The following is a 26362-nucleotide window of genomic DNA, read 5'->3' on the forward strand; positions in this document are numbered from 1 at the left end:
GGTCAGTCCTCGCCGCGGTACTCGCCGCGGTGCTTGCGCTCCCAGAGCAGCCCGGCCCCGCCGAGCAGGATGCCGGCGACGCAGGTCACGACGACCTCCGACGTCGCGCGCCCCGACATGAGCAGCACCAGCGTCACGATCAGCGCGATCGTCCACGCGGCGATGCCGCCGAGCAGCACGCGGCGCAGGTCCACGCGCGGGGGCGGCGGGCTGGGCCGGCGTTCCTCGGGGTGGGTCAGAAGTCGGACGAGCGAGGGCACGCGCTCAGTCTAGGCGCTCCAGGCATCTTCCCCATGACGGGGCCTCGTGGCTGAAACGCGGGTGAAAGTGCAGGTCAGGAGGGCGCTTCTGGCTGGGTGAAAGCCGGGGTGAAAGGGCCTCAAAGGTCTCTCCGAAGCGGTGGTGACGCTCTTAACGTGATGGCACCGAAGCGTCGTACGCGAGAGCACCGACCCGGAGAGGAGGCCCCGTCGTGATCACCGTCCCGGAAACCCGCAGGCCTTCCCGGTCGCGCCTCGCCGCCGTCCGCGCGGTGCGGCTGCGCGAGGTGCGCGACTCGTTCCGCGCCGAGTCCTGGCAGGCGGCCTACCGTCACCGGCTGATGCGCACGGACGCCGCCGTCGTCCTGGTCGCCGCGACCGCCGCCGCCCTCGTGCGCGGCGCGACCGTGACCGACAGCGTGACGCCGTCCGTGCTCGGCGACCAGGTGCTGCTCGCCGCCGTCCTGGTGGCGACGTGGCTTGGCAGCCTCGCCCTCGCCCGTGCCTACGACGTGCGGGTGTTCGCCTCCGGCCCGGCCGAGTACCAGCGGGTGTTCGACGCGTCCTGGAAGCTCGTCGCCCCGCTCGCCCTGAGCGCGCTGCTCGTCGCCTGGCCCGGGGCGGGCGCGTTCCTGCTCGTGGCGGTGCCGTCCGGCATCGTCGCGCTGCTGGCCGGCCGGTGGGCGTCGCGGACCTGGCTGCACCGGCAGCGGGAGGTGGGCGGGTGCGTGACCCTCGTCCTCGCCGTCGGGCTGCGCGACCAGGTGGAGCGGCTCGTCCACGAGCTGAACGACCGCACGTCGGGCTACCGGGTGATCGGCGTGTGCGTGCCCGCCGTGGACGACGTGCGGCCCGGCGCGGAGATCCTCGGCGTGCCGATCCTCGGCGACCTGCGCACCGCGGGCGCGATGGCGGCGCAGGTGGGCGCCGATTGCGTCGCGGTGAGCGGCTCCGACGCGATCACGGCGGACGTCGTGCGCCGGCTCGGGTGGGAGCTCGAGCCCGCGGGCGTGGACCTCATGCTCACCGCGGAGCTCGCCGACGTCGCCGGCCCGCGCATCACGATCACCCCTGAGCAGTCGGTGTCCCTGCTGCACGTGGACGCGCCGCGGTTCAGCGGGCCGCGGTACGTGCTCAAGTCCGTGGTCGACTGGACCGGGGCCGCGCTCATCACCCTGCTGCTGCTGCCCCTGCTGGGCGTCGTGGCGCTGGCGGTGAAGGTGACCAGCCGGGGCCCGGTGCTGTTCCGCCAGGACCGGGTGGGCCGGGACGGGCGCACGTTCCGGATGCTGAAGTTCCGCAGCATGCGGCACGGGGCGGACCGGGAGCGGGCCGTGCTCGCCGGGCCGAGCGACGGCGCGGGCGTGCTGTTCAAGCTGCGCGACGACCCGCGGGTCACGCCGGTCGGACGCGTGCTGCGGCGCCTGTCGCTGGACGAGCTGCCGCAGCTGTTCAACGTGCTCGGCGGCCAGATGTCCCTGGTGGGGCCGCGGCCGCCGCTGCCGGCGGAGGTGTCGCAGTACGAGGCGCGCGTGCGCCGTCGGCTGCGCGTCAAGCCGGGCCTCACCGGGCTGTGGCAGGTGGGCGGGCGGTCCGACCTGTCCTGGGAGGAGGGCGTGCGGCTCGACGTCTTCTACGCCGAGAACTGGACCGTCTTCGGCGACCTGCTGATCCTCGCCCGCACGGCCAAGGCCGTGGTCACCGGGCGCGGGGCGTACTGACCGACCCCGCCTCGCCGCGCAACGACGTCACCAGCCGCCCCACGTGCCGGCGGATCCAGGCGTAGGCCCGCCAGTACTCGTCGTCGGGGCGCCCGTACGGGTCGGGGACGTCGTCGTCGCCGTCCTGGCCGAGGAAACGGGGCCGCAGCGCGAGCGCGGCGGGCACCAGGGTGGCGAGGCGCTCGCCGTCGGTGTCGCCCTGCATGGTGCCTCGCGGGAGCTCCGCCGCGAGCCGCGACAGCTCGCCGAGCGTGACCGTGCGCCGCACGGCCGACGGGTGCAGCGCGAGCGCCTCTGCCCGGTGGGCTGCCGTGAGCGTGAGCACCAGGTCCGCGTCCGCCATCATCGGTCCCGTGAGGGGCCTGGACCGGAAACCGGAGGCGACGATGCCGTCGGCCGCGAGCAGCGCCGCCATCCGGTCGTCGACCGGCCAGTCCGTCAGGCCCTGCGTGCCCGCGCTGGTGAGCGTGACCGACCCGTCCAGGGCGGCAGCGAGCAGATGCTGGGCCGCGGGCGAGCGGCAAATGTTCCCCGTGCACACGAGCAGGACGTCATAGCTCAACCCGGCTCCTCCTCCGCTCGCGATGCCGTGACGCGCAACCCTGGGTAGCGTGACAGCCGCACCGTCACCCGACGCCATCACACGACGGGAGAGCCCGTGACGCATCCCGGATGGGGCGAGAAGTGGGCGAACACCCCGATCCCGAAGGTCGGGACGACGACGGCTCGACCGCCGGACACGCCGCGCCCGCAGCGGCCGCGGCTCTCCGCGACGAGCCGCGCGGTCCGCCGCCGCCGGTGGCGCATCGCGATCTGGGTGCTCGTGATCCTCGTGCTGGTCCTCGCCCTGCTGCTCGCACGGGTCGTGACCGACGCCATGCGCGCGCGTGATTCGCTCGAGCGGGCCGCGGCCCAGATCTCCGCGCTGACCCCTGCGGCGACCGCGGGTCGCTCCGACGAGGTGGACACGACCCTCACGGCGCTCCAGGAGGACACCTCCGACGCGGTCCGGGCGACGACGGGTGTGCACTGGACGCTGACCGAACGGCTCCCGTTCGTCGGGAGCACCGCGGACGCGGTGGCCACGCTCGCCGAGGTGAGCGACGCCCTCGCCCACGGCCCGCTCGAGGACCTCGTCAGCGTGGCCCAGGTGGTCAACCCTGCCACGGTGGCGCCACAGGACGGCAGGGTGGCGCTGGGGCCGCTCCAGGAGGTCGAGCCGGCCGTGGTCGACGCCGACCGCGACATCGAGATCGCCCAGCAGACGGTGGCGGGCATCGGGGAGACGCTGGTGCCCCAGGTGGACGACGCCGTCGCCGCGGTCGGGGACCAGCTCACCGAGGTGCGCGCCACCACCGCCACGGCCTCCCGGGCGGTCCAGCTGCTCCCCGCCATGCTGGGCGGGCAGGACGCGCGGCGGTACCTGGTGCTGGTGCAGACCAACGCCGAGCCCCGCGCGCTGGGCGGGATCCCGGGTTCCCTGATCCAGCTGCGGGCCGAGGACGGCGAGGTGACGATCGAGGACCAGCGCGCGGCGTCATCGCTCGGGGTGTTCGACGAGCCGGTCCTGCCGCTCGACGAGCCCGAGACCGCGCTGTTCGGCGACAAGCTCGCGCGCTACGGCCAGAACGTCACGATGACGCCGGACTTCCCTCGCGCGGCGGAGCTCGCGCGGGAGATGTGGCGGGAGCGCACCGGCGTCACCGTCGACGGCGTGCTCTCGCTCGACCCCGTGGCGCTCGCCGACATCCTCGCCGTCGACGGGCCCTTGGAGGTGCCCGACGGCCGGGAGCTCGAGGGGGAGGAGCTCTCGCAGTTCCTGCTGCACGGCGTCTACCTGAAGTACTCGGGACCGAGCAAGCAGGACGACGTCTTTGCGGAGGTGGCTCAGTCGGCGTTCCAGCGCGTGATGAGCGGGTCCTCGGACACGTCCCGGCTGGTCGAGGCGCTCGCCCAGAGCACGCGGGAGGGCCGGGTGATGCTCTGGTCCGCGGACGAGGACGAGCAGTCGGTGCTGGACGGCACCGTGCTCGACGGCGCGCTGCGGGGGGTGCAGGGCGACGACACCCCCGTGGTGGGCGTGTACACCCAGCTGACCAGCGCCGCGAAGATGGGCTGGTACCTGGACTCGGACGTCGACGTCGAGGTGGTCGACGACCGCCCGGACGGCTCGCACGAGCTGGAGGTGACTGTGTCGTACACGAATACCGCGACACCGGACGAGGTGCGAGGTCTACCCCCATATGTCACAGGTATGGACGAGGAAAAGCCAGGTGAACTCCGGATGAACTCGCTGGCCTATGCGCCGGCGGGGGGTCGAATTGTGTCAGCACACGACACGGAGGGGAATGTCGGTCTTTTCCCGCAGATGCATCATCGCCTCATTGTCGGAGCCCGAACTCTCGAGCTGGAACCCGGGGCGACAAGCACCCTGACCTATGTGATGATCACTGGGAAGCACCAATCCGGCGACGTAGCCATTCGATCGACGCCGGGCGCTCACGCTCAGCGTTGAGGCCACGACCTCGGAAGCGAGAGAGCTGAGGTGCGCCCTTGGGGGCGCCAGACAGGTGCCGGTCGGCACTTTCCTCATGAATCCGCGAGACCAGGGACAAAGAGTATGCTTCGACGTCTTGTATCCCTTGCCACCGCATTGGCCGCCATGGTCGCAATTCCGGCAACCATGGCCAGTGCTGACACCGACGACACCTACACACCGGACGAGTACACGCTGACGGTCAGCGTCACCACGGCCACCGTGGGAGTGCCGTTCACGGCCACCGTGACCGGCCCCGTCGACAACAGCTCGTTCACCCTCGAGATCCCGGGCGTCGACGACTCCGGGATCGAGGTCGCAGGTGCGCAGACCGCCGCCACGACCGACGGGGTCTCCAACTTCTCCGTGACGCTGCCCGAGGAGGGCACGTACCCGCTGACCGCGACCAACGACGACGGGCAGGTCGTCGGCACCGCGAGCGTGACCGCCGTGGCCGCGGGCGACGGCACCGGCACCGGCACCGGCACCGGCGATGGCGACGGCACGAGTGCCGGGGTCGTCGACAGCCAGTCCACGACCTCCGGCGGCGGGGGCCTCCCCGTGACCGGCGCGACCAGCATGCCGTACCTGCTGACCGCGGGTGCGCTGCTGCTGCTCGGCGGCGCGGCCCTGGTGGTCGCACGAGTACGCGGGCGCAGCCACCGTGCCGTGCCGGGGGACGGGACGCCGTGACGCGCGGCGCCCGGTGAACCGGAGCAACGACCTCCATGACCGTCGAGAAGGACGCCCCGTCCGTCGCTGAGGGTTTTGGCGCTCCAGGTCGACACCCGGACGAGATCGGCGCGAATGCCCAGGCGCGGGCGGCGCCCGCGTCCCTGGTGGCCCCCACCCGACCGGTGGGGGCCACCAGGTCGGGGGAGGCCTGGCAGGCCTCGCTCACCGGGCGGGTGCTCGTCGTGGACCTCGTGGCGATCGTGCTCGCGGTGGTGGGCGCGTACGTCCTGCGCTTCGACCTCGAGGTCGACGTCGGCCTGCTGGAGCCGAGAGGCGGGCAGTACCTGCTGATCTCGGTGGTGCTGGTCGAGGCGTGGGTTCTCGCGCTCGGGTTCGGCGGGGCGCGGAGCCATCGCGTCCTCGGCTCCGGGCGCGAGGAGACCGTGCGGGTGCTGCGCTCGTCGCTCGCCCTCTTCGGCCTCGCCGCCGTGGTGTGCTACCTGCTGAAGTTCGACCTCGCGCGTTCCTACGTGGCGGTCGCGCTGCCCCTCGGGCTGGTGCTGATCCTCGCCGGACGCAGCTGGGTCGCGCGGCGGCTGCGCGCCGACCGGGAACGGGGCGAGTGTCGCCGGCGTACCCTGCTCGTCGGGGCGTTCGACACCGTCCAGGACCTCGGTATCCGCATGCGCCGGGCGCACGCGGCCGGGTTCGACGTGATCGGCGTGTGCCTGCCCGGCGGTACCGCTGCGCCGTCCCCGCTCCCCGAGGTGCCCGTGCTCGGTGACGTCAGCGAGGCCGCCGACGTCGCGCGGCGGGCGTGCGTCGACGCCGTCGCCGTCACGGCGTCGGACACGGCCACGACCCAGAGCATCAAGCAGATCGCCTGGGACCTGGAGCCCACGGGAGCCGACCTCCTGGTCATGCCCGGACTGGCCGACGTCGCGAGCCCGCGCCTCCTCATGACGCCCATCGACGGCGTGCCCGTCGTCCAGGTCACCCCGCCCGGCTACACCGGAGCCCAGCACGCGCTGAAGCGCGCGTTCGACGTGGTCGCCGCGGGCCTCGGCCTCGCGGTCATCGCCGTCCCCCTGCTGTTGACGGCCGCTCTCGTGTGCCTCACCAGTCGAGGGCCGGCGCTCTTCCGCCAGGAGCGGATCGGGTTGAACGGCGAACCGTTCACGCTCTACAAGCTGCGCACGATGAAGGCCGGCGCCGAGGATCAGCTCTCCCACGCCCTCGGCGGAGAAGCGGGGGTGTTCTACAAGCCCAAGGCTGACCCCCGCATCACGTCGCTGGGGCGGTTCCTGCGCCGCTACTCGATCGACGAGTTCCCGCAGCTCTTCAACGTGCTGCGCGGCGACATGAGCCTCGTCGGGCCTCGCCCGCAGGTGGCGCTCGAGGTGGCGCAGTACGACGACGCGCTGCGGCGCCGCCTGCTCGTCAAGCCCGGCCTCACCGGGCTGTGGCAGGTGAGCGGGCGCAACGACCTCCCGCTCGACCAGAGCGTCCGGCTCGATTTGTACTACGTGGAGAACTGGACGCTCCTGGGGGACATCGCGATCCTGTTCCGGACCGCCCGAACCGTGGTCGGAGGCAGCGGAGCCTACTGACGACGAGTGCTCGGGCCTCGTCAGTAGCCGGCGGGGGGCCGCAGGAGCCGTGCGCTGCGAAGGACTGCCGCGAGGTCGTGACGGAGCCCGGGCCAGACCGACGTCACGACACCGAGGGCCACGAGGGCGATGCCGAGACCGACGCCGACCTCGGCCCACGGTCCGGGGAGGTCGAGCCACGACGCGGCGACTCCTCCCGCCGCCGCGGCGACCCCGTGAGCGACGACGGCCCGGAGGGCGGCGCCGAACAGCCGGCCGGCGGGCGCGTCGTTCGTGCGACGGATCCAGACGAGGCCCACGAGCCAGATGACGACAGCGGACACTGCCACTCCGCCTGCCACCCCCGCCATCCCCAGGAACGACCCTGCCACGATGGCGACGAGGAGCAGCGGCCGGGTCACGAGGGTGAAGACGAACAGCGCCCGCGTGCGCCCGGTCGCCAGCAGGACCCAGGTCGTCGGTTGGCTCGCGGTCTCGAAGATCGCGGCGACCAGCAGCAGGGACAGGACGGGTGCGGCCGACGCCCAGGTCGGACCGAGCACGATGTCGACGAGGGGTGCGGCCAGTGCGGCGGCGAACGCGCAGACGGGGGTGAGCGCGTGGAGCAGGATCGTCTGACCCCGCAGGACGAACGGCCAGAACTCGTCCTTGTCGTTCTGCAGCCGCGCCAGGACCGTCAGGGCGACGCGCTGCGCGGGGTAGGTGAGCTGCCGCATGGGGAGCGCCATCAGCTGGAACGCCCGGTTGTAGAGCCCTGCCGACACCGCACCGAACCGGAATCCCACGACGATCGTGTCGGCGGCCCGACACGTCTGCTCGACGAGCTGGCTCGCGAGTAGGTGGAGGCCGTATCCCACGAGCGGGCGGATGCTCACGCGTCGGTGGGGGAGGCCGGGGAGCCATCCCGCGACGGCGGCCGAGCCGACGCAGATGACCAGGGCGATCGCGAGGTTCTGGCCGACCAGGGCCCAGTAGGCGCCACCGAGCAGTGCGACGACGACCGCGGTCCCGAGGCCGGCGATCTGGCCGACGACCTCGATCGTCGCCGCGGCCGTGAACCGCATGTCCCGCACGAGGCTCGCGCCGTACTGCGTGGTGATGCCGCCCAGGACGAACGTCAGGGCGAGCCACCGGGTGATCTCCACCAGCGCGGGTTCGCCGTAGAAGGCGGCGACCAGCGGTGCGAGGAGGAACAGCGTCGCGCCCGTCACGCAGCCGAGCGCCGTGTTGAGCCAGAAGAGGTTGTCGCGCTGCTTGTCGGACAGCGTCGTGGCCTGGATCGCGGCGTTCGCCATGCCGCTCTCCCGCACGACGTCGCCGATACGCACCACGGCGGCGACCATCGCCACGAGCCCGAAGTCCTCGGGCAGGAGAAGCCGGGCCAGGACAACCAGGGAGACCGCCTGCACCCCCGCGCGCGCGAGCTGTCCCGCGAGCGTCGAGGCGCTGCCTCGCGCGGCGATCCTGCCGAGGCGACGTGCGCCGTCGGTCGGGTCGCCCGTCATGCGGTCGAGGTGGCTCGTGGCGTTGCGGGCGGGCTGCGGTAGGCGAGGGCGAGGGGGACGGCGAGGCTTACGACGAAGTAGAGCTCGTTGTGGCTCGAGTACAGCGACGTGGCGACGACCAGGGCGATCACGAACATGGCCATCACCCACTCCCTCCTGCGCAAGAGTGCGACGGTGGTGCGCGCCAGGACGACGAGGTACAGGACGGCCACCCACAGGGGGAACTCCAGGACGATCGAGCCCAGCGTCGAGTGGAGCGGCGCGGAGCCCTCCAGGATCAGCTGGTAGGTCGCGGGGTCCTTGGCAGCGATGCCCGTGAGGTCGATCTCGCTCGCGGCCACCGCGTTGGAGAAGCCCCCGGGCGTCACGCCGAGTACCACGTTCCACAGGCTGTCCATCTTGAGCTCTGCACCGAGGGAGAGCAGCTCGAGGTGGGCCGTCGTCGAGGCCGAGGTCGCCTCGCCCGGTGCCAGCACTCTCTCGAAGACGGTGAAGCGGTCGGCCGCGCGAGCGGCGAGGAGCGCAGGGATGGTGACGGCAGCGAGCAGGATGAGATGCGCGCCGAACACCTGCCACACCTCGGCGGCACGGGCACGGACCCGGCGGTACTCGGTCCAGAAGGCGAGCACGAGGAACGGTGCGAAGAAGAAGGGCATCCTCGAGTAGGTGATGAGCGCGAGGGCGAAGAACCCGAGGGCGACGAGCAGCCGGAGCGGAGTGCGGAGGAAGCGCAGCGAGGCGAACGCGAGGAAGCACGCCGCCATCGCCGCGTGCGAGTTGTCGTCGAACCCGAGGCTTGGGATCTCGGCGCCCGAGACGAGGTCCCAGCCGAGCATGGACACGAGCACCACCGCGGTCACCGGGATCGCGCGACGCACGCCCTCCGATACGGCGTCCGTGGCTCCGTGGTCGCGGCACGCCCGGTAGACGGCGACGAGGTAGATCGTCGCGATCAGGAAGTAGATCGAGTGGGTGAACAGGATGCGAGTGCCGTACTGCAACGACACGGACAGCGACGCGACCGCCACGGAAGCGACGCCGACCAGGATCAGCACCGTGTCGCGCGTCCGGACCAGCCGGGGATAGGCCGCGAGCAGAAGGACGATCCCGATGACCTGCGCGACGTTGGAGACGGCGAGACGGTCGGCGATCTTCGTCGCGAAGAGCATCCCGACCACCACGACGACCGTCGAGGCCGTGACGAGTCGTGCCGCGCGATCGATCTCGCGGGGGCTGGTGGTCCGCGTCGGTGCCGCGAGGGCCGTCATGCGAGTTCTCCCGCGCGTCGCGGACGCCCGCGGTCGACCGTGGTGCGGGCGGACTGCAGGGCGGGGCGGACCACGCCGCGCACCGTCGTCCGCGCGAGCGCGACGGGGTCGCGCGCGAACAGCCGCCAGTGGCGCCTCATGATGCGACGGATGCTCGCGTCCCGGACCCGCGGATCGCCACGGGTGATGCTGTCCTCGGACAGGAACTTGTCAGCCACGACGACCGGAACGTGCACGAGCCGGGCGTTGGTCTTCTCGATGAGCGACAGCCACAGGTCCCAGTCCTGGAACCGGCGGAGGCCCCCGTCGAACCGCACGTCCTGCAGCAGCGCCGCGTCGAGGATCGCCGACTGGGTGGAGAACCGGTTCGTCAGGCGGAGGGAGCGACGGGGGTCGGCGATCCGGCGAGGCGGCTCGAGGCTCGGGCTCGGGTTCGACCCGGACCACGCCCGGCATGTCCCGAACACGACGACGCCAGGTCCGGCCCACGGCTTCAGCCGCTCGACGAGGGTGGGCACCCACAGGTCGTCGCTGTCCTGGAACGCGACGAGCTCGCCCTCGGCCTCGGAGATGCCCCGGTTTCGTGCCGCGGTCGCGCCGAGGTGGGGCTGGTGCACCAGACGCACGCGGGGGTCTCGTTCGGCCGCCCCGGCCACGACCTCGGCGGAGGCGTCCGTCGATCCGTCGTCGACGACGATCACCTCGTGGACCGGGACCGTCTGCTCGAGCACGCTGGCGATGGCCGCCGGGAGGGACTCTGCGCGGTCGTAGGTCGGCAGGACGACGCTGATCCGGCCGGTCGTGGCCTGCGTCGCCGCGCTCATGCGCCCTGCGCCGTCGCTCGGGAGCCGGCGACACCCCACCTGGCGAGCGCGCGCGTGAGGGCGCTCGCTGCGCTGGACAGCGCGAAGCGCAGCCAGATCCCCGCCACGACGCACGCGTCGACCAGCGGGTTCCCCCTCTGGTGCTTGAGGTAGAAGAGCGCCATGCTGCGATGGAAGTGGAAGTTGAGGCGGAGCGGTCGCGCGCTGCCGGACGAGCCTCCCTTGACGTGCGTCGCGGACACCCGGCCGTCGTAGACGATGCGCCAGCCCGCAGAACGCATCCGCACGCACCAGTCCAGGTCCTCGGCGTACATCCAGAACCGTCCGTCGAGAGGGCCGACCTCGCGGATCGCCTCGGCCCGGACCAGCATGAAGGCACCGTTCACGGCTTCCACGTCGGCGACGTCGAACTCGCCGACGTCCGGCGCCGTATAGGCGGTCCCCGTGCGTCCGACGAGCCTGAGGGCGAAGTAGCGGGCGGCGGTCCACGGGCTCGGGATCCGCCTCTTCGCGGCGTGGTCCAGACTGCCGTCGGCAGTGACGAGCCGACATCCCATCATGCCGATGTCCGGGTTCTCGTCCATGTCGTCGAGGAGATGGTCGAGGAGCCCGGGTTCGATCTCGGTATCCGGGTTGAGCAGGAGCACGTGTTGTGCGGTGATGTCGGCGAGCACCGCGTTGTTCGCCGCCGCGAAGCCGTCGTTCGACAGGCGGCGGTGCAGCGTGACCTCCGGAAACCTGGTCGCGACCACGTCGGCGGTCTCGTCCGGGGAATTGTTGTCGACGACATGCACGGTCGTCTTCTCCGGGACCGAGCGAAGGACTGAGGAAAGGCATCGCGCGACGAGGTCGGGCCGGCCATAGGTCACCACGATGATCTGGAGACGATCGATGGGGAATGACCTCCTCCGACGCACCGACGAGCAGTTCGGGCCGAGCGGGACGATGTCACACTATCCACGCCTCACGGCGAGCGCAGTGTGAGCGCGCGGCCCGCAACCTTGGCGGTTAGGCTCGCTGATGGTTCTACTTCGACAATCCGACCGGCTCGGAACATGGCGGATGGTTCGCACGGGGTGACGACGGGAGTGCCATGGGGCTGGCCGAGTATCTGAGCGTCCTCCGAAAGCACTGGATGGTGGTCGCACTCTCGGCGATCGCAGGCGTCGTCCTTGCTGTCGTGCTGTCGGCGGCGACCACCCCGCAGTATCAGGCCGAGTCCCAGGTCTTCGTCTCGACGCGCTCCGGAGACACCCTGAACGATCTCGTCGCCGGGAACTCCTTCACGGCGAACCAGGTCTCGTCGTACACGGCCCTGGTGTCGAGCCCACGGGTCCTCCAGCCGGTGATCGATCAGCTCGGCCTGGCCGACTCGGTCGACTCCCTCGCCGAGAGAGTCACGGCGGAGTCCCCCGAGGAGACCGTTCTCATCACCATCGCCGTGTCGGATCCGGACCCGCAGCTCGCGGCGGAGACGGCGGACACGATCGCTTCGAGCCTTGCGACCGTCGTCTCCGACCTGGAGAGTCCCTCCGGGGACGAGGGCTCTCCGGTCCAGATCAGCACGGTCCGCGAAGCGCAGGTCCCCGAGAGCCCGGTCACCCCGCGCACGGCGTTGAACGTGGTGCTGGGCCTCGTCCTCGGCCTGCTCGTCGGTGTGGGGATCGCGGTGCTCAGGTCGACGCTCGACACGCGCGTCCGGTCGGAGGACGACATCCCTGCTCTCACCGACGCGGCGCTGCTCGGGACGATCGCCTTTGACGACGAGGCGGTGGGCCAGCCGCTCATCGTGCAGGGGAGCCCCCACAGCCGGCGCGCCGAGTCGTTCCGCAGGCTCCGGACGAATCTTCAGTTCGTCGAGGTCGACGACAACCGACGGCACGTGCTGGTCACGTCCTCCCTCCCGGGGGAGGGAAAGTCCACGACGGCGATCAACCTCGCGATTACGCTTGCCGACGCGGGAACCCGGGTCGTGCTGGTGGACGGTGACCTCCGGCGTCCGAGCGTCTCGAAGTACCTGGGTCTCGAGGGGTCGGTCGGGCTCACGACGGTGCTGATCGGCCGGGTGCCCCTCGAAGCCGCCGTGCAGCCCTGGGGCGACACCAACCTGTTCGTCCTACCCAGCGGTGAGGTGCCGCCCAACCCGAGCGAGCTCCTGGGGTCGGCGCAGATGGAACGGCTGGTCGCCAAGCTCGACGAGATGTACGACGTCGTCGTGATCGACAGCGCCCCGCTCCTGCCCGTGACCGACAGCGCCGTCCTCGCGAGGCTCACGGGCGGCACGATCCTCGTGATCAGAGCGGGCGAGATTCACAACGCGCAGGTCCAGCAGGCCATCCGGGTGCTGTCCACGGTCGGCGTCAGCCTCCACGGGGTCGTCCTGAACGGCGTGGCGCAGTCCGATGCGTCGGAGTACCGCTATCAGTACTACGAGCCGGGTAGCGCTGCGGCGCCGGACGACAGGCGACCGGGGTCACGGGTCCTGCACGGCGTGCACTCCTACGAGCCGACCTCGTAGGGCCGACCTCGTAGGGCCGACCTCGGAGGGCCGACCCGTCGGGTCGCGACCGTCAACGACGGGTCGACGAGTCCCGGGGAAGCCAGACCGTCGTGTAGGCGGCCTGCGACTTGCATGGCGCGATGCCCCGGATCGTGACGTGCCGGTGCGCCCGGGCGAGGTCGAAGACGGGGGCGTACCGCGCCCTCTCGGTGTCGTCCAGGATGAGCATGCCGCCGGGGCGGACCTTGGGCAGAGCCCGCTCGAAGCACCGGACCCGCTCCCGTCCGTCGACGACGACGACGTCGAAGTACTCGTCCGGGTAGGCGTCGATCGCCGGCACGTAGTCGGCATACTCGTCCGCGGCGCTCCTGATGAGCAGGGTGACGTTCGGCAGACCGGCGGTTCGCTCGCTCAGCAGGTCCGCCCACTCCGGGTCGTGCTCCGCCGTCACCACCTCGCCGGCCCGCTGCGCCATCCACAGGGTCGAGCCGCCGCCCCCGTACTCGAAGACTCGTGACGCAGGAGTGAGCACCTCGTCGAGCCGGTCGATGATCTGGAAGGGGAGCCAGGGGAGCTCGAGGTCCAGGGTGCTGCGCTCGACCGTGGGGACCCAGCGTCGGAGGTAGCTGAGCTGATGCGGGTCCCTGACGAGCTGGGTCCCGAGGCGGGCAGCGCCGCGGATCGCGATCCACAGGCGTCCCGGGTCCTGGACGAGCATCCTGGCGACGCGCGACGACGCCGACGTCGACTCCCGCAGCATGGCTCCGGTCGTCATCATGCGGTCCCGACGAAGACGCGCTCGCCGCGGACCAGACCGTACCGGCGGCAGTCGGCCGGCTCCCCGACGAACTCTGAGAGCGCGAAGCCTGCGGTCTCGATCCGGTCGCGCAGGTCTCGACCGAAGTACCGGACATGGTCCGCCTGACCGAACTCGATCCGCCGCTCACGGGGGTCGGTCACGCCCGGGATCTCGTGGGAGTGGTCCCAGCCCTCCACGATGGGGACCATCACGATCAACCGGCCACCGGGCGCCAGGACGCGATGCATCTCCTTGAGCGCCAGGCGGTCGTCGACGTGCTCCAGGACGTGCGAGCACACGATCACGTCGAACGAGTCGTCATCGAGATCGATCGCCTCGATGTCTATCCGGATGTCTGCGATGTTCTCGTCGATATCCGCGGAGACGATGTTGCCGGGCGAGATCTCCTCGAGAAGTCGCGCGACCTGTACCTCGGGCGCGAAGTGGAGAATACGGTCACCCGGCCTGATCAGGTCCTGGCGCTGCACGGCGAGCGCGAGGAGGCGGTGGCGCTCGAACGACCTGCAGACCCGGCACTTGGCGTCGAGCCGAGGCGGGTCGCCGGAGGGCGAGAACCTCCCCCGGTATCCGCAGAACGGACATTCGCGAGGAGTGATCCCTTGGAGCATGCGGACCGTCGATCGCGCGAGGAACCGCGCGTCTGCGGCGGCACTCCGTAGCCGACCCGATATGCCCAGCCCTCGCGGGGTCGTCAGTGGCAGCCGCACGGGACTCTGCGCCACTCGTTCCGGTTCCATCGCACCAGCCTCCGCGTACATCGCCTGTGATTGGTTCGCCTGAATTCGTCAGTCAACCGGGGAGGGAATCGGTTCGCGCCGATGATCGGGCGTTCCGCCTGCAGCGAGCGTAACTCCCGAAACGCGATAGCGCCCGGGCCGGAGTTCGACCACGTACGCGGCCGTGACCACAGCTCATATGGTGTCGGCGCGAGAAACTGCCGGCAACGGGCAGCCCCCTTCGCAGCACCGGAGTAATGTCGGCGGACGTCGACCGTCACCACGGCTTCGGACAGGGACGGGAGGTGAGCTCGTGCGCATCTCACCGTCCCGCGGGGCCAGTGCGGCGCTCGCACCGGCCCTGTCTGTCGTGGTCGGGATGCTCGCGGGCTGCGGGCCCGGCGGTGATGCCCCGGACGGGACGGGATCGTCCGCTGCCCCGCGGCCGTCCACGTCCGTCGCGGTTCCCCGGGACGAGTACGCCGCCCTCCTGGACGACGGTGTGAACGACGCACGCACGGGCGACGGCCTCGACCCGCTGACCCACGACGACTGCGCGGCGCGCGCGGCGGCGGGTCGCGCGGAGCAGCTGGTCGGGGAGGACGAGCTCACCCACCGTCCGCTGGACGACGTGCTGGAGGCGTGCGGCGTCGCCCTGGCCGCGGAGAACCTGTCGCGGGCGAGCGAGCCGCCGGAGGAGGTGGTGGCGGCGTGGCTCGCGTCGGCGGGGCACGCGGCGAACATCCGGAACCCGGAGTTCGTGCGCGGCGCGGTCGCGTGCGAGCAGGACGGCGAGGAGGCCGAAGGGCCCCGGATGGTGTGCGTCCAGATCTTCCTCGCCGAGTGACGTGCGTCCCGGGTAATGATCAGGGGGCAGCGTCGCGACCTGCGAGGATGTGCGTCGCGCGTGTGAATACGTCGTCACGGTGCGGCGACGCCGCCGGGTTGCCTTCACACGATCTGCCATGATTCTGCCCATGCCGAACCAGACCACCGCTCCGCCCTCCAGCGAGCTGAGCGCGATCGACCGATTCTTCAAGATCACCGAGCGAGGCTCGACCATCGGGTCGGAGATCCGCGGCGGCCTGGTGACCTTCTTCGCGATGAGCTACATCATCGTCCTCAACCCGCTGATCATCGGCACGGTGCAGGACGGGACGGGCCAGGTGCTCGGCGGCGGCGCCGAGGCGACGCCCGAGACACTGGGCATGGTCGCGGCCGCGACCGCGCTGGTGGCCGGGGTCGTCACGATCATCATGGGCGTCGGGGCGAACTATCCCCTCGGTCTGGCGGCGGGGCTGGGCCTCAACGCCGTCGTCGCGTACTCGATCGCGGGCCTGCCGAACGTCACGTGGGCCGACGCGATGGGGCTCGTCGTCATCGAGGGCGTCATCATCCTGATCCTCGTGCTCACCGGGTTCCGGGAGGCCGTGTTCAAGGCCGTCCCGGTGGAGCTCAAGACGGCGATCAGCGTGGGCATCGGCATGTTCATCGCGCTCGTCGGCCTGGTCAACGCCGGGTTCGTCGAGGCCGGCGAGGGCACCGTCCTGCAGCTCGGCAACCTCGGCACGTGGCCGATCCTCGTGTTCGTCGTGGGCCTCGTGCTCACGATCGTGCTGTTCGTGCGCAAGGTGCGCGGCGCCATGCTGGTCGCGATCATCACGGCGACGGCGCTCGCGGTGGTGCTGGAGAACACGCTGCACATCGGCACCAAGGCCGAGGGCAACCCGAACGGGTTCAACCTCAACGCCCCCACGTTCAGCGGCGTGGTCACGACGCCCGACCTCGGCCTGCTCGGTCAGTTCTCGCTGCTGGGGTCGTTCCAGAACATCGCCGCGGTCTCCGTGGTCCTGATCGTGTTCTCGCTGCTCATCGCCGATTTCTTCGACACGATGGGCACCATGGTCGCCGTGGGCGCCGAGGGCAAGCTGCTCGACAAGGAGGGCAACCCGCCCCGCACCCGCGCCATCCTCGTCGCGGACTCCGTGGCCGCCATCGCCGGCGGCATGGGCAGCACGTCGTCCAACACCGCGTACGTGGAGTCGACGACGGGCGTGGGCGCCGGCGCGCGCACCGGCCTCGCTGCCGTCGTGACCGGCGTGGCGTTCCTGCTCGCGACCTTCCTGTCGCCCGTCGTGGCGCTCGTGCCCTACGAGGCGGCGGCGCCCGCCCTCGTCTTCGTGGGCTACCTGATGATGGCCCAGGTGGCCGGCATCTCGTGGCGCAACGTGGAGATCGCCATCCCGGCGTTCCTCACGATCATCCTCATGCCGTTCACGTACTCCATCGCGGACGGCATCGGCGCCGGGTTCATCGCCTTCGTGATCATCAAGCTGGCGCTCGGCAAGGTGCGGCAGATCCACGCGCTGATGTGGATCGCCGCCGCCATGTTCCTCGTGTACTTCACGCTCGACCCCATCCGGCAGGTGCTGGGTCTCTGACCCGACGACCGCGACGACCGGCCGGATGAACCTCACGCAGGGGCGTCCGGCCGGCCGTGTCTCCCGGGCCGGAGCGCACGGGAGGCGCTAGCGTCGAGCATCGGCGCTCGACGAAGGGCAGTGGACTCGTGAAGATCTCAGTGGTCGGCCTGGGTTACCTCGGTGCGGTGCACGCCGCGAGCATGGCGCGGCTGGGCCACGACGTCGTGGGGGTCGACGTCGACGCGGACCGGGTGGCGGCGCTCGCGGCGGGCAAGGCGCCGTTCTTCGAGCCGGGCCTGGACGAGCTGCTGTCCGAGGTCGCGGCCACCGGGCGGCTCACGGCGACCACCGACATGGCCGCCGTGGCGGGGGCCGAGGTGCACTTCGTCTGCGTGGGCACGCCGCAGCGCGCGGACAGCAACGCGGCCGACCTCTCGTACGTCGACGCCGCGTTCGCGGCGCTCGGGGCGCACGTCGGGCCGGGCGAGGTCGTGGCGGGCAAGTCCACGGTCCCGGTGGGGACGGCCGTGCGCCTCGCCGCAGGTCTGGCCGACGCGCAGCCGGACGCCGTGCTCGCCTGGAACCCGGAGTTCCTCCGCGAGGGCTTCGCGGTACAGGACACGCTGCACCCCGACCGTCTCGTCTACGGGGTGCCGGACGGCGAAGCGGGGGAGCGGGCCGCGGCCGCGCTGGACGCGGTGTACGCCGACCTCCTGGGCGAGGAGGTCCCGCGCATCGTCACGGACTACCCGACGGCGGAGCTGGTCAAGGTCGCGGCGAACTCGTTCCTGGCCACCAAGATCTCCTTCATCAACGCGATGGCGGAGCTGTGCGAGGTCGCCGGCGGCGACGTCACGCAGCTGGCGGACGCGATCGGCCACGACGCCCGCATCGGACGCCGGTTCCTCAACGCCGGCCTCGGCTTCGGGGGCGGATGCCTGCCCAAGGACATCCGCGCCTTCATGGCCCGCGCCGACGAGCTCGGCGCGGGCGACGCCGTCGCGTTCCTCGGCGAGGTCGACACGATCAACACGCGCCGTCGTGCCCGGATGGTCGACCTGGCCGTCGAGGTGCTCGGCGGCATGGTCGAGGGCGCCGAGGTCACGGTGCTCGGCGCCGCGTTCAAGCCGGACAGCGACGACGTGCGCGACTCCCCGGCCCTGGACGTCGCCGTCCACCTGGCGGAGCTGGGCGCCGTCGTCACCGTGCACGACCCGCAGGCGATCGACAACGCGCGCGCCAAGCAGCCGGGGCTGCGCTACGACCAGGACCTCGAGGGCGCGCTCGCCGGCGCGGACGCCGTTCTTGTGCTCACGGAGTGGCGCCAGTACCGCGAGCTGGACCCCGAGCGGGTCGGGATGCTCGTGGCGCAGCGCACCGTGCTCGACGGGCGCAACGCCCTGAGCCGCGGGGAGTGGCAGGCGGCGGGCTGGCAGTACCGCGCCCTCGGGCGTCGCTGAGCGCCGTGACCGACCCCACAGCGGGAGTCCCTCAGGCGAGGAATAGAGCGATTCGATAGCCCGTTGCTCCGGGAGACACCCATCCCCAGGAGGAGACCCGTGGCACCCGCGAGCGACGAACACATTCGGAGCCTCGCCCGATGAGCGCCACCTTCTCCTCCCTCAGGTACACCAACTACCGCATCTGGTTCGGGGCTGCCCTGGTCGCCAACGTCGGCACCTGGATGCAGCGCGTCGCGCAGGACTGGATCGTCCTCACCGACCTGTCCGACAACTCCGGGGTCGCGGTCGGCATCACCACCGCCCTGCAGTTCGTGCCCTTCCTGCTGCTGTCCCCGTGGGCCGGTGTGCTGGCCGACCGCCTGCCGCGCCGCCGGCTCCTCATGGCCACGCAGGGCGGCATGGGCGTGCTCGCGCTCGGACTCGGCGCGCTCGTGCTCTCCGGGAAGGCGGAGCTCTGGCACGTCTACGTGTTCGCGCTGCTGCTCGGCGTCGTCTCCGCCCTCGACAGCCCCGCCCGCCAGACCTTCGTCGCCGACATGGTGCCGGCCGACAAGCTGTCCAACGCCGTCGGGCTGAACAGCGCGTCGTTCAACGCTGCCCGCCTCATCGGCCCGGGCGTCGCCGGGCTGCTGATCGCTGCCGTCGGAACCGGATGGGTCTTCCTCATCAACGGCGTCACGTTCGCCGCGACGATCATCGCTCTCGGCTACATGCGCGTGCGTGAGCTGCGACCCCAGCCGGCCGCTCCACGGGCCAAGGGGCAGATCATCGAGGGCGTGCGGTACGTGCGCCGGCGCAGCGACATCGTCGTGATCATGGTCGTGATGTTCGTGGTCTCCACGTTCGGCCTGAACTTCCAGCTCACGTCCGCGCTCATGGCGCGCGTCGAGTTCGGCCGGGGTGCGAGCGAGTACGGCATCCTCGGCTCGGTGCTGGCGATCGGGTCGCTGGCGGGGGCGCTTCTCGCGGCCCGACGGGACCGGCCGCGGGTGCGGCTGGTCATCGGGGCCGCCTTCGCGTTCGCCGTCACCACCGGCGTGCTGGGCCTCATGCCCACCTACTCGTCGTTCGTCGTGGCCTGCATCCCCGTCGGCCTGGCGTCGCTCACGATGATGACGGCGGCGAACAGCGCACTCCAGATCTCCACCGACCCCGTGATGCGCGGGCGCGTCATGGCCCTCTACGTGATGATCTTCCAGGGCGCGACGCCGATCGGCGCACCGGTCGTCGGCTGGATCGGCGAGGCCTGGGGGCCACGCTGGTCAATCCTCGTCGGCTCGATCGCCACGTTCCTCGTGGCGTCGGGAGCGACGGTCTGGGCCGTGCGCCGCTGGCACCTGCGGGTGCGCTACCGCGTGCTGAGCCGGCCGCACCTCGAGGTCGTCTACCTCGACCGTGAAGTGCACGGGAGCACGACGAGCGAGGGCGTCACCACCCGGGACGGCGTGCGGCGCGAGCTGACCCGCGCCGACGCCGAGCGGGTGGCCTCGGCCTGACCGTCGGTGTCGCGCCGTCAGTGTCGCGGACCGGCCGTCTCGTGCCGGGACGCGTGGCGGGTGACCGGCTCGCCGCGGGCGCCGCGCGACCGGCGGCGCTGCCTGGCCTCGAACTCCTGCTGGTCGCGCATCTCGGACTCCGTGGGCCACATGACCACCACGAAGATCAGGGCCACGGTCAGTGCCACGATGCCGAAGATCAGCGGGCCGAGCAGGTCGATCGCGCTGGTGCCCCCCGGGGCCTCCCCGCCTTTGCCGGTGACGGTGAGCGCGGCCATGCCGGTGTAGTGCATGCCGCTGACCGCGAGGCCCATGATGAGGGCGGCCCCCGTCGTCGCGCGGGCGCCGCGCACGTGCGTGCACAACCACAGCGCCACGGTCGCGGCCACGATCGCGATGAGCACCGACGCCGCCACGATCGGCAGCGAGAACTGCAGGTGCCCGGTCATCTCCATGGCGGCCATGCCCATGTAGTGCATCGCCGCGACGCCCAGCCCGGCCACGATGCCGCCCGGGATCAGCCACAGCGGCCGGTTGCCGCCGAACCCGACGAGGAACAGCCCGATCGCGACCACTGCTATCGCGACGAGGGCACTGACGACGGTGCGTGGCACGTCGTACTGGATCGGCATCCCTGTGACGGTGAAGCCGAGCATCGCGACGAAGTGCATGACCCAGACGCCCGTGCCGCCGATCGCGAGCGCGCCCACGAGCAGCCAGACGGATCGGGACTTCGCGTCCTTCGCCACGCGAGCGCGGGACGTCGCGGACAAGCCGGTGGCCGCTCCCACGGTCGACGCGACGTACGCCAGCACAGGGGTCATGACCCCGTAGGTGAAATGGTGCATCTCAGGCAGTACGATCCTTGGCCTCCTCGTCCGTTTTGTGACGAGGCGGCACGTTATCAGTTCGTGACCTAGAGGGTGAAACGTGGGTGCTGACCAGCGACGATGCAACCCGTCCGCAGAGGGTCTCGCGCCGTGTGGCGGCCTCAGCCGAGGTGCTCGACCACGTGGTCGACGCAGGCGGTGAGGGCGCGCACGTCGTCCGGCTCGACGGCGGGGAAGACGCCGACCCGCAGCTGGTTGCGGCCGAGCTTGCGGTAGGGGAACACGTCCAGGATGCCGTTCTCCCGCAGCACCCGGATCACGGCAACGGCGTCGATCGCGTCGTCGAGGTCGATGGTCGCGACGACGGTCGAGCGCTCCGCGGGGTCGGCGACGAACGGCGTCGCCCAGTCCCGCGCTCCGGCCCAGTCGTACAGCACGCCCGCGGACTCGGCGCACCGCGCTGTCGACCATGCGAGCCCGCCCCGGCCCAGCAGCCACTCGACCTGCTCGGCGAGCAGCACGAGCGTCGAGACGGCGGGCGTGTTGAGGGTCTGGTCGGCGCGGGAGTTGGTGAGGGCGGTGGTCAGCGAGAGGAACTCGGGCACCCAGCGGCCGCTCTCTCGCCCGGCGGTCGCCTCCACCTCCTCGGCGCGCTCCACCGCGGCGGGCGAGCAGACCGCGAGCCACAGGCCGCCCTCGGCCGCGAAGACCTTCTGCGGGCCGAAGTAGTAGACGTCCGTGTCGCCGACGTCGACGGGCAGCCCGCCCGCGCCCGACGTCGCGTCGACGAGCAGCAGGGCCCCGGCGGAGCGCGCGTCCTGCACCTGTCGCACCGGCGCCATCGCGCCTGTCGAGGTCTCGTTGTGCGGGGTCGCGTAGACGTCCACGCCCTCGGCCGTTCCTCTCGACGTGGCGAGACGTGCGACCGTGCCGGGCGCGGCCTCGACGACCTGCGAGGTCTCGAGGAAGGGGGCGCCGCGGGTGCTGGCCGCGAACTTGCCGCCGAACTCGCCGAAGACGGCGTGCTGGGCGCGCCGGCGCACCAGGCTCGCCGTCGCGACGTCCCAGAACGCCGTCGCACCGCCGTTGCCGAGCGCCACCTCGTACCCGTCGGGCAGGTCGAAGAGCTCGGCCACGCCTCGCCGCACGCGGCGCACCAGGTCCTTGACCGGCGGCTGGCGGTGCGACGTGCCGAGCAGCGGCGATGCCGGGTCGCCGGCCGCGGCGAGCGCGGCCACCTGCGCGGCGCGCACCTTGGACGGGCCGGAGCCGAAGCGCCCGTCCGCGGGCAGCAGCGACGAGGGGATGGTGTGGGTCGGCACGGCGGGCATCGAGTCTCCGGTTCCGGGCGGGAGGCGGGTTGTCGGTGGGACAGGGCAGGATGGCGCGGGGCACGCGCACGACGGCGCCACGCGCGACCCGCCTGCGCCCACGCGTGCGAATAGACTAGGCCGCGCCGAACGACAGGAGCTGACGTGACCGACCTGATCGACACCACGGAGATGTACCTCAAGACGATCTACGAGCTCGGTGAGGAGGGCATCCCGCCGCTCCGTGCCCGGATCGCGGAACGCCTGGGGCACTCGGGGCCCACGGTGTCGCAGACGGTCGCACGCATGGAGCGCGACGGGCTCGTCGTCGTCACCGGCGACCGGCACCTCGAGCTCACCGAGGCGGGCCAGGCCAAGGCCACCCGGGTGATGCGCAAGCACCGGCTCGCGGAGCGGCTGCTCACCGACGTCATCAAGCTCGACTGGGAGCAGGTGCACACGGAGGCGTGCCGCTGGGAGCACGTCATGAGCGACCTCGTCGAGAAGCGCCTCGTGACACTGCTCGACCACCCACACATCGACCCGTACGGCAACCCGATCCCGGGGCTGTCGGAGCTGGGGGAGCAGTACCAGGACGTCCCGTTCCTCGAGGGCGTGCAGTCCCTGCCGGCGGTGCTCGCGGCCGGCCGGCCCGGGGAGGCCGGCGACGGCCTGGACCTGGTGCTGCAGCGGATCGCCGAGCCGCTGCAGGTGGACATCGAGCTGCTGGCGCGGCTCTCCGAGTCGGGGCTCGTGCCGGGGGCGCAGATCACGGCGCGCACGGCGGGGGACGATGTCACGGTCGAGGTCGAGGGTTCCAACATCGTGCTGGAGCTCCCGGAGGAGCTGGCCAAGCACCTGTTCGTCGCGAGCCGCTGACCAGGGCGTGGACCGCCGAATCGGGTCGGCACGCCACTTCGTGACTGCAGCGTGACATCGCCGGGGTCATCCGGTACGGTCGTGGTCGCTCGCCGGAGTTATCCAGCGGGCGCTCGACCGGACGCCGAACCCTGCCACCGGCCGAGCTCCACGGACATCCGCACGGCAGGAGCGGGGGACCCACTTCCGGGCGTCGATCATGACGCCCTCGGGGTGAAGCCGAACGGATCCGATGACCGGGTCCGGGCGGCCGGGTGTTTCTCCCACCCGAACCCGACAGCTGACCTCGCAGGCGATGGAGAGGTAGACACGTGACCGCACGTACGACTCGCGGCCGGCATCACGCCGCCCGACGTCCGATTGCCCTGGCCGCCCCGAACGGCGCCGGCGCTCGCCGTGCGGCCGTCGTCGCAGCCGCCGGTGGCCTCCTGGTCTCGACCTTCGCCGGCGCGGGCGCCGCGCAGGCCGCCCCGGTCGACCACGACGCCGCCAACAAGCTCAGCACCGTCGACCTCGGCGCGCTGACCGACCAGGCACGAGAGGCCCTCGAAGCCGCGCCCGTCGTCACCGTCGACGCCAAGGCGAAGGTCGACGTCGAGAAGGTCACCAAGCAGGTCATCTCCGGGGCCGAGATCACGCCGGCGCCCGTGCCGGAGCCCGTCGTCGAGGAGGTCGTGGCAGACACGACCGCGTCCGACGAGGCGACCGGTTCCACCACGGATTCCACCACGGAGGCCGCCGCATCCCGTTCCGAGGAGCGCACCGCCGTCGAGGCGCCGGCCTCGGCGAACGGTTCGTCGGTCGTCTCGATCGCGATGCGCTATGTGGGCGTCCCCTACGTCACGGGCGGCAGCAGCCCGTCGGGCTTCGACTGCTCCGGCCTGACGCAGTATGTCTTCGCGCAGGTGGGCATCGGCCTGCCGCGCACGGCGTCGGCCCAGCGCTCCGCCGGCACGGTCGTCTCGGCCTCCGAGGCACAGGCGGGCGACCTCATCTGGACGCCGGGCCACGTCGCGATCTACGCCGGCGGCGGCATGCAGATCGACGCCCCGAAGCCGGGCGACGTCGTGAAGTACCGGGCGATCTGGCAGTCGAACCCCACGTTCATCCGCGTCGGCTGAGTCCGTCCGTCGCGTTCCGACCATGCCCCGTCGCGCACCAGCGCGGCGGGGCGTCGTCGTGTCTGGGAACCCTCTGACCTACACGGACATTGTGTGACGCGCCTCATCCACAGGGGCCCGTGATCGGAACGTGACATCGCCGTCTGCGTCCGCTACAGTTCAACCACTCGGCGGTCATCTGTCGAGTCTCGACCGGAACGCCGAGCCCTGCCGCCGGTCGAGGACCTTGAACCCATGGCAGGGGCGGGGGACCCACTTCCGGGCACCAGACACGGTGTCCTCGGGGTGAAGCCGCACGGATCTTGATTCGTGCGGCCGGGTGATTTCTCCCACCCGAACCCGACAGCTGACTTCGTAGGCGACAGGAGAGGGAAACGTGAACGCACGTACCACGCGCGCCCGGCACCGTGCCGCGCGCCGTCCGTTCGACGGGCTGGTCCAGAGCGTCAGCTCTTCGACGACCGGCCGTCGTGCCGCCGTCGCCGCAGCTGCCGGTGGTCTGCTCGTCTCGACCTTCGCCAGCGCGAGTGCTGCGCAGGCGGCTCCGGTCGACCATGACACGTCCAAGAAGCTCAGCACCGTCGATCTGGGCGCCCTGAGCGACCAGGCCCGTGAGGCCCTCGAGGCCGCGCCCGTCGTCACCGTCGAGGCGAAGGCCAAGGTCGACGTCGAGACCGTCAGCAAGAAGGCCATCTCCGGGGCCAAGATCACCCCGGCACCCCAGCCGGAGCCGGAGCCGGAGCCCGTCGTCGAGGAACGCGCCGCGACGGAGACCGTGTCGCGGTCGTCCGAGCGCACCGAGGCACCGGCGGCTGAGCCGGAGGCGGAGACGTCCTCGAGTTCGTCGCTCGGCGAGCAGGCGGTGTCGATCGCCAAGCGCTACATCGGTACCCCGTACGTCGTCGGCGGGTCCAGCCCGTCCGGCTTCGACTGCTCGGGCCTCACCTCCTACGTCTACAGCCAGCTCGGCGTCGACCTGCCCCGCACGTCGTCCGACCAGCGCTACGCCGGAACGCAGATCTCGGCCTCCGAGCTGCGTGCGGGCGACCTCATCTGGAGCCCGGGCCACATCGGCATCTACGCGGGTGACGGAATGGTCGTCGAGGCCTCGCGCCCCATCGGTTGGGAGACGGGCTACCACTCGATGTGGCAGTCCGAGTCGGAGTCCGTGTACCTGCGGGTGCTCTGACGGCTCGCGGCGTGCGCCGCACACCAGCGCCCCGACCCCCGGTGCTCCATGAGCCCGGGGGTCGGGTGTTTCTCCCGCGCTTTGCTGTCCCTTGCGCCATCCTTTCGCTAGGCTTGAACGAGCCACCCTCGACGACGAGGGCGGGGCTCCTCGCCAGCGGACAGGAGGCGCAAGATGACACGGCCTGAGGTCGTCCTGGTAGGTGTCGATGGTTCTGCAGCCAGCCTGCATGCCCTCGACTGGGCCGCCGCGTACGCGCGGCGCGTGGGGTGGGGGCTGCACGTGGTGTGTAGCTACTCGTTGCCGTCGTTCACGGCGGCGTCGCTCGACGGCGGATATGCGGCGCTCGACGACACGGCGATCCAGGAGGGGGCCAAGGCGGTGCTCGCCGAGGCCGAGGAACGTGTCGCCGCGGCCGGCGTGCCGGTGACGGGCACGGTCGCGACCGGGGACGCCGCGGGAGTGCTGGTCGAGATGTCCCGCGAGCACGCCCTGGCCGTCGTTGGCACGCGCGGCAGGGGCGGGTTCACGGAACGGCTGCTCGGCACCGTCTCGTCCGCGCTGCCGGCGCACGCTCACTGCCCGACGGTCGTCGTGCCCTACCGGGGCACCGACGGCGCGAGCACCGACGCGGCGAACCGCCGGGACGGTGACGCCGTGCACGAGGTACGGCGGATCGTGGTGGGCGTCGACGGCTCGCCGTCCGCCGAGGTCGCGCTGAAGCACGCGGTCGCGCAGGCGAGAGCCTGGGACGCGGAGCTCGTGGCCGTGGCGGGCGTCCCGCTGGGCGGCGGCGCCGGCATCCTGGCGTGGCTGCCCTCGCAGATCGATCACGAGACGGTGCTCGCCGACGTCAAGGCGGGCCTCGACGTGACCGTGGACCGGGCGGAGGCCGCCAACCCAGGGGTCACCATCAAGCGGCACGTGCTCGACGGCACGGGGGCCGAGCTCCTCACCGAATTCTCCACCGCGGCCGACCTCCTCGTCGTCGGCTCCCGAGGGCGCGGAGGCTTCCGCGGCCTGCTGCTCGGCTCCACCAGCCAGGCGGTGCTGCACCACTCCGCCTGCCCGGTGCTCGTCGTGACACGCAAGTGCGACGAGGAGCTGAGCGAGGCCGCCGCCCCCGCCGCCTGATGTTGTGGGCGTGGGTTTTGGGGATCTTCTTGGACGAAGAGTCCCCCAAAGCACGCCCCCACCACTCTGTCCGTGGGTGAAC

General features: G+C 71.5%; 23 protein-coding genes and 2 riboswitches. Of the genes, 13 read left to right on the plus strand and 10 right to left on the minus strand.

Annotated elements, in window-relative coordinates; genetic code table 11:
- Positions 1 to 2 precede the first annotated feature (2 nt).
- Complete coding sequence (locus tag AC1C2W_RS01060; protein ID WP_495388214.1) at positions 3 to 260, minus strand: DUF2530 domain-containing protein; 258 nt, start codon at positions 258 to 260, stop codon at positions 3 to 5.
- Between the two features lie 212 nt (positions 261 to 472).
- On the opposite strand from AC1C2W_RS01060, the gene AC1C2W_RS01065 reads away from it, so the two are divergent.
- Positions 473 to 1981, plus strand: coding sequence for a sugar transferase (locus tag AC1C2W_RS01065; protein WP_495412115.1), 1509 nt, complete (start codon positions 473 to 475; stop codon positions 1979 to 1981).
- Here AC1C2W_RS01065 and AC1C2W_RS01070 read toward each other — a convergent pair.
- The gene (locus AC1C2W_RS01070) at positions 1959 to 2543 is read right to left on the minus strand and encodes an arsenate-mycothiol transferase ArsC (protein WP_495388212.1); all 585 of its coding nucleotides are present in this window, start codon (positions 2541 to 2543) and stop codon (positions 1959 to 1961) included. The two genes, AC1C2W_RS01065 and AC1C2W_RS01070, sit on opposite strands and share 23 nt — an antisense overlap.
- Positions 2544 to 2639: 96 nt before the next feature.
- Between AC1C2W_RS01070 and AC1C2W_RS01075 the strand changes: the two genes are divergently transcribed.
- The 3 genes from AC1C2W_RS01075 (at position 2640) to AC1C2W_RS01085 (ending at position 6802) form a co-directional block, all read left to right on the plus strand.
- Positions 2640 to 4496 (plus strand): DUF4012 domain-containing protein, encoded by a 1857-nt coding sequence (locus tag AC1C2W_RS01075; protein ID WP_495412116.1) that lies wholly within the window; start codon positions 2640 to 2642, stop codon positions 4494 to 4496.
- A gap of 168 nt (positions 4497 to 4664) precedes the next feature.
- Complete coding sequence (locus AC1C2W_RS01080) at positions 4665 to 5210, plus strand: LPXTG cell wall anchor domain-containing protein (RefSeq protein WP_495412117.1); 546 nt, start codon at positions 4665 to 4667, stop codon at positions 5208 to 5210.
- Between the two features lie 35 nt (positions 5211 to 5245).
- Complete coding sequence (locus tag AC1C2W_RS01085) at positions 5246 to 6802, plus strand: sugar transferase (RefSeq protein ID WP_495412118.1); 1557 nt, start codon at positions 5246 to 5248, stop codon at positions 6800 to 6802.
- 20 nt (positions 6803 to 6822) lie between these two features.
- Here AC1C2W_RS01085 and AC1C2W_RS01090 read toward each other — a convergent pair whose 3' ends face one another.
- Genes AC1C2W_RS01090 through AC1C2W_RS01105 form a run of 4 tightly spaced genes read right to left on the minus strand, consistent with a single transcriptional unit; the run spans position 6823 to position 11316 of the window.
- The gene (locus AC1C2W_RS01090; RefSeq protein WP_495388208.1) at positions 6823 to 8307 is read right to left on the minus strand and encodes a lipopolysaccharide biosynthesis protein; all 1485 of its coding nucleotides are present in this window, start codon (positions 8305 to 8307) and stop codon (positions 6823 to 6825) included.
- On the minus strand, positions 8304 to 9575 hold the full coding sequence (locus AC1C2W_RS01095; protein WP_495388207.1) for a hypothetical protein: 1272 nt from the start codon (positions 9573 to 9575) through the stop codon (positions 8304 to 8306). The genes AC1C2W_RS01090 and AC1C2W_RS01095 overlap by 4 nt, the downstream gene beginning before the upstream one ends.
- Complete coding sequence (locus tag AC1C2W_RS01100) at positions 9572 to 10399, minus strand: glycosyltransferase family 2 protein (protein ID WP_495388206.1); 828 nt, start codon at positions 10397 to 10399, stop codon at positions 9572 to 9574. Before AC1C2W_RS01100 ends, AC1C2W_RS01095 begins: the two co-directional genes overlap by 4 nt.
- Positions 10396 to 11316, minus strand: a complete 921-nt coding sequence (locus tag AC1C2W_RS01105) for a glycosyltransferase family 2 protein (protein WP_495412119.1) — start codon at positions 11314 to 11316, stop codon at positions 10396 to 10398. Before AC1C2W_RS01105 ends, AC1C2W_RS01100 begins: the two co-directional genes overlap by 4 nt.
- Positions 11317 to 11492: 176 nt before the next feature.
- On the opposite strand from AC1C2W_RS01105, the gene AC1C2W_RS01110 reads away from it, so the two are divergent.
- Positions 11493 to 12917, plus strand: a complete 1425-nt coding sequence (locus AC1C2W_RS01110) for a tyrosine-protein kinase domain-containing protein (protein WP_495388204.1) — start codon at positions 11493 to 11495, stop codon at positions 12915 to 12917.
- A gap of 52 nt (positions 12918 to 12969) precedes the next feature.
- On the opposite strand, the gene AC1C2W_RS01115 is transcribed toward AC1C2W_RS01110, so the two are convergent.
- Together AC1C2W_RS01115 and AC1C2W_RS01120 are read right to left on the minus strand one after the other, a co-directional pair.
- Positions 12970 to 13677, minus strand: a complete 708-nt coding sequence (locus AC1C2W_RS01115) for an O-methyltransferase (RefSeq protein WP_495388203.1) — start codon at positions 13675 to 13677, stop codon at positions 12970 to 12972.
- Positions 13674 to 14186 (minus strand): methyltransferase domain-containing protein, encoded by a 513-nt coding sequence (locus AC1C2W_RS01120; RefSeq protein WP_495412120.1) that lies wholly within the window; start codon positions 14184 to 14186, stop codon positions 13674 to 13676. Before AC1C2W_RS01120 ends, AC1C2W_RS01115 begins: the two co-directional genes overlap by 4 nt.
- Before the next feature lie 562 nt (positions 14187 to 14748).
- On the opposite strand from AC1C2W_RS01120, the gene AC1C2W_RS01125 reads away from it, so the two are divergent.
- From AC1C2W_RS01125 to AC1C2W_RS01140, 4 genes are all read left to right on the plus strand, one after another.
- Complete coding sequence (locus AC1C2W_RS01125; RefSeq protein ID WP_495412121.1) at positions 14749 to 15282, plus strand: CAP domain-containing protein; 534 nt, start codon at positions 14749 to 14751, stop codon at positions 15280 to 15282.
- Between the two features lie 130 nt (positions 15283 to 15412).
- Entirely contained in the window at positions 15413 to 16876 is a 1464-nt protein-coding gene (locus AC1C2W_RS01130) for an NCS2 family permease (protein ID WP_495388200.1), read from the plus strand.
- A gap of 128 nt (positions 16877 to 17004) precedes the next feature.
- Positions 17005 to 18318: a UDP-glucose dehydrogenase family protein gene (locus AC1C2W_RS01135; protein WP_495388199.1), complete on the plus strand. Its 1314-nt coding sequence runs from the start codon at positions 17005 to 17007 to the stop codon at positions 18316 to 18318.
- A gap of 140 nt (positions 18319 to 18458) precedes the next feature.
- The gene (locus AC1C2W_RS01140) at positions 18459 to 19817 is read left to right on the plus strand and encodes an MFS transporter (protein WP_495412122.1); all 1359 of its coding nucleotides are present in this window, start codon (positions 18459 to 18461) and stop codon (positions 19815 to 19817) included.
- 17 nt (positions 19818 to 19834) lie between these two features.
- On the opposite strand, the gene AC1C2W_RS01145 is transcribed toward AC1C2W_RS01140, so the two are convergent.
- Together AC1C2W_RS01145 and serC are read right to left on the minus strand one after the other, a co-directional pair.
- Positions 19835 to 20641 carry an MHYT domain-containing protein gene (locus AC1C2W_RS01145; RefSeq protein ID WP_495412123.1) on the minus strand — a complete coding sequence of 269 codons (807 nt, stop codon included), beginning with the start codon at positions 20639 to 20641 and terminating at the stop codon, positions 19835 to 19837.
- A gap of 167 nt (positions 20642 to 20808) precedes the next feature.
- Positions 20809 to 21978 (minus strand): phosphoserine transaminase, encoded by a 1170-nt coding sequence (serC, locus tag AC1C2W_RS01150; RefSeq protein ID WP_495388196.1) that lies wholly within the window; start codon positions 21976 to 21978, stop codon positions 20809 to 20811.
- Between the two features lie 144 nt (positions 21979 to 22122).
- On the opposite strand from serC, the gene AC1C2W_RS01155 reads away from it, so the two are divergent.
- The 4 genes from AC1C2W_RS01155 (at position 22123) to AC1C2W_RS01170 (ending at position 26280) form a co-directional block, all read left to right on the plus strand.
- Positions 22123 to 22836 carry an iron-dependent transcriptional repressor DtxR gene (locus tag AC1C2W_RS01155; RefSeq protein ID WP_495388195.1) on the plus strand — a complete coding sequence of 238 codons (714 nt, stop codon included), beginning with the start codon at positions 22123 to 22125 and terminating at the stop codon, positions 22834 to 22836.
- A 129-nt stretch (positions 22837 to 22965) separates the two neighbouring features.
- Positions 22966 to 23146: riboswitch (cyclic di-AMP (ydaO/yuaA leader) on the plus strand.
- 1 nt (position 23147) lies between these two features.
- Entirely contained in the window at positions 23148 to 23957 is an 810-nt protein-coding gene (locus tag AC1C2W_RS01160; RefSeq protein WP_495412124.1) for a C40 family peptidase, read from the plus strand.
- Between the two features lie 214 nt (positions 23958 to 24171).
- Positions 24172 to 24332, plus strand: a riboswitch (cyclic di-AMP (ydaO/yuaA leader).
- A gap of 1 nt (position 24333) precedes the next feature.
- Positions 24334 to 25146 (plus strand): C40 family peptidase, encoded by an 813-nt coding sequence (locus AC1C2W_RS01165; protein ID WP_495412125.1) that lies wholly within the window; start codon positions 24334 to 24336, stop codon positions 25144 to 25146.
- A gap of 174 nt (positions 25147 to 25320) precedes the next feature.
- Positions 25321 to 26280 (plus strand): universal stress protein, encoded by a 960-nt coding sequence (locus tag AC1C2W_RS01170; protein ID WP_495388192.1) that lies wholly within the window; start codon positions 25321 to 25323, stop codon positions 26278 to 26280.
- Positions 26281 to 26362: the final 82 nt, after the last annotated feature.

This window comes from Isoptericola sp. Y581 (genome assembly GCF_059445475.1).

What these genes read in the sequence shown, in the direction of transcription:
- AC1C2W_RS01080 (WP_495412117.1), top strand. Translation starts at nt 4,665, where the DNA reads ATGGCCAGTGCTGACACCGACGACACCTACACACCGGACGAGTACACG.
- AC1C2W_RS01085 (WP_495412118.1), top strand. Translation starts at nt 5,246, where the DNA reads ATGACCGTCGAGAAGGACGCCCCGTCCGTCGCTGAGGGTTTTGGCGCT.
- AC1C2W_RS01090 (WP_495388208.1), bottom strand. Translation starts at nt 8,307, where the DNA reads ATGACGGGCGACCCGACCGACGGCGCACGTCGCCTCGGCAGGATCGCC.
- AC1C2W_RS01095 (WP_495388207.1), bottom strand. Translation starts at nt 9,575, where the DNA reads ATGACGGCCCTCGCGGCACCGACGCGGACCACCAGCCCCCGCGAGATC.
- AC1C2W_RS01100 (WP_495388206.1), bottom strand. Translation starts at nt 10,399, where the DNA reads ATGAGCGCGGCGACGCAGGCCACGACCGGCCGGATCAGCGTCGTCCTG.
- AC1C2W_RS01110 (WP_495388204.1), top strand. Translation starts at nt 11,493, where the DNA reads ATGGGGCTGGCCGAGTATCTGAGCGTCCTCCGAAAGCACTGGATGGTG.
- AC1C2W_RS01115 (WP_495388203.1), bottom strand. Translation starts at nt 13,677, where the DNA reads ATGATGACGACCGGAGCCATGCTGCGGGAGTCGACGTCGGCGTCGTCG.
- AC1C2W_RS01130 (WP_495388200.1), top strand. Translation starts at nt 15,413, where the DNA reads ATGCCGAACCAGACCACCGCTCCGCCCTCCAGCGAGCTGAGCGCGATC.
- AC1C2W_RS01140 (WP_495412122.1), top strand. Translation starts at nt 18,459, where the DNA reads ATGAGCGCCACCTTCTCCTCCCTCAGGTACACCAACTACCGCATCTGG.
- AC1C2W_RS01145 (WP_495412123.1), bottom strand. Translation starts at nt 20,641, where the DNA reads ATGACCCCTGTGCTGGCGTACGTCGCGTCGACCGTGGGAGCGGCCACC.
- serC (WP_495388196.1), bottom strand. Translation starts at nt 21,978, where the DNA reads ATGCCCGCCGTGCCGACCCACACCATCCCCTCGTCGCTGCTGCCCGCG.
- AC1C2W_RS01170 (WP_495388192.1), top strand. Translation starts at nt 25,321, where the DNA reads ATGACACGGCCTGAGGTCGTCCTGGTAGGTGTCGATGGTTCTGCAGCC.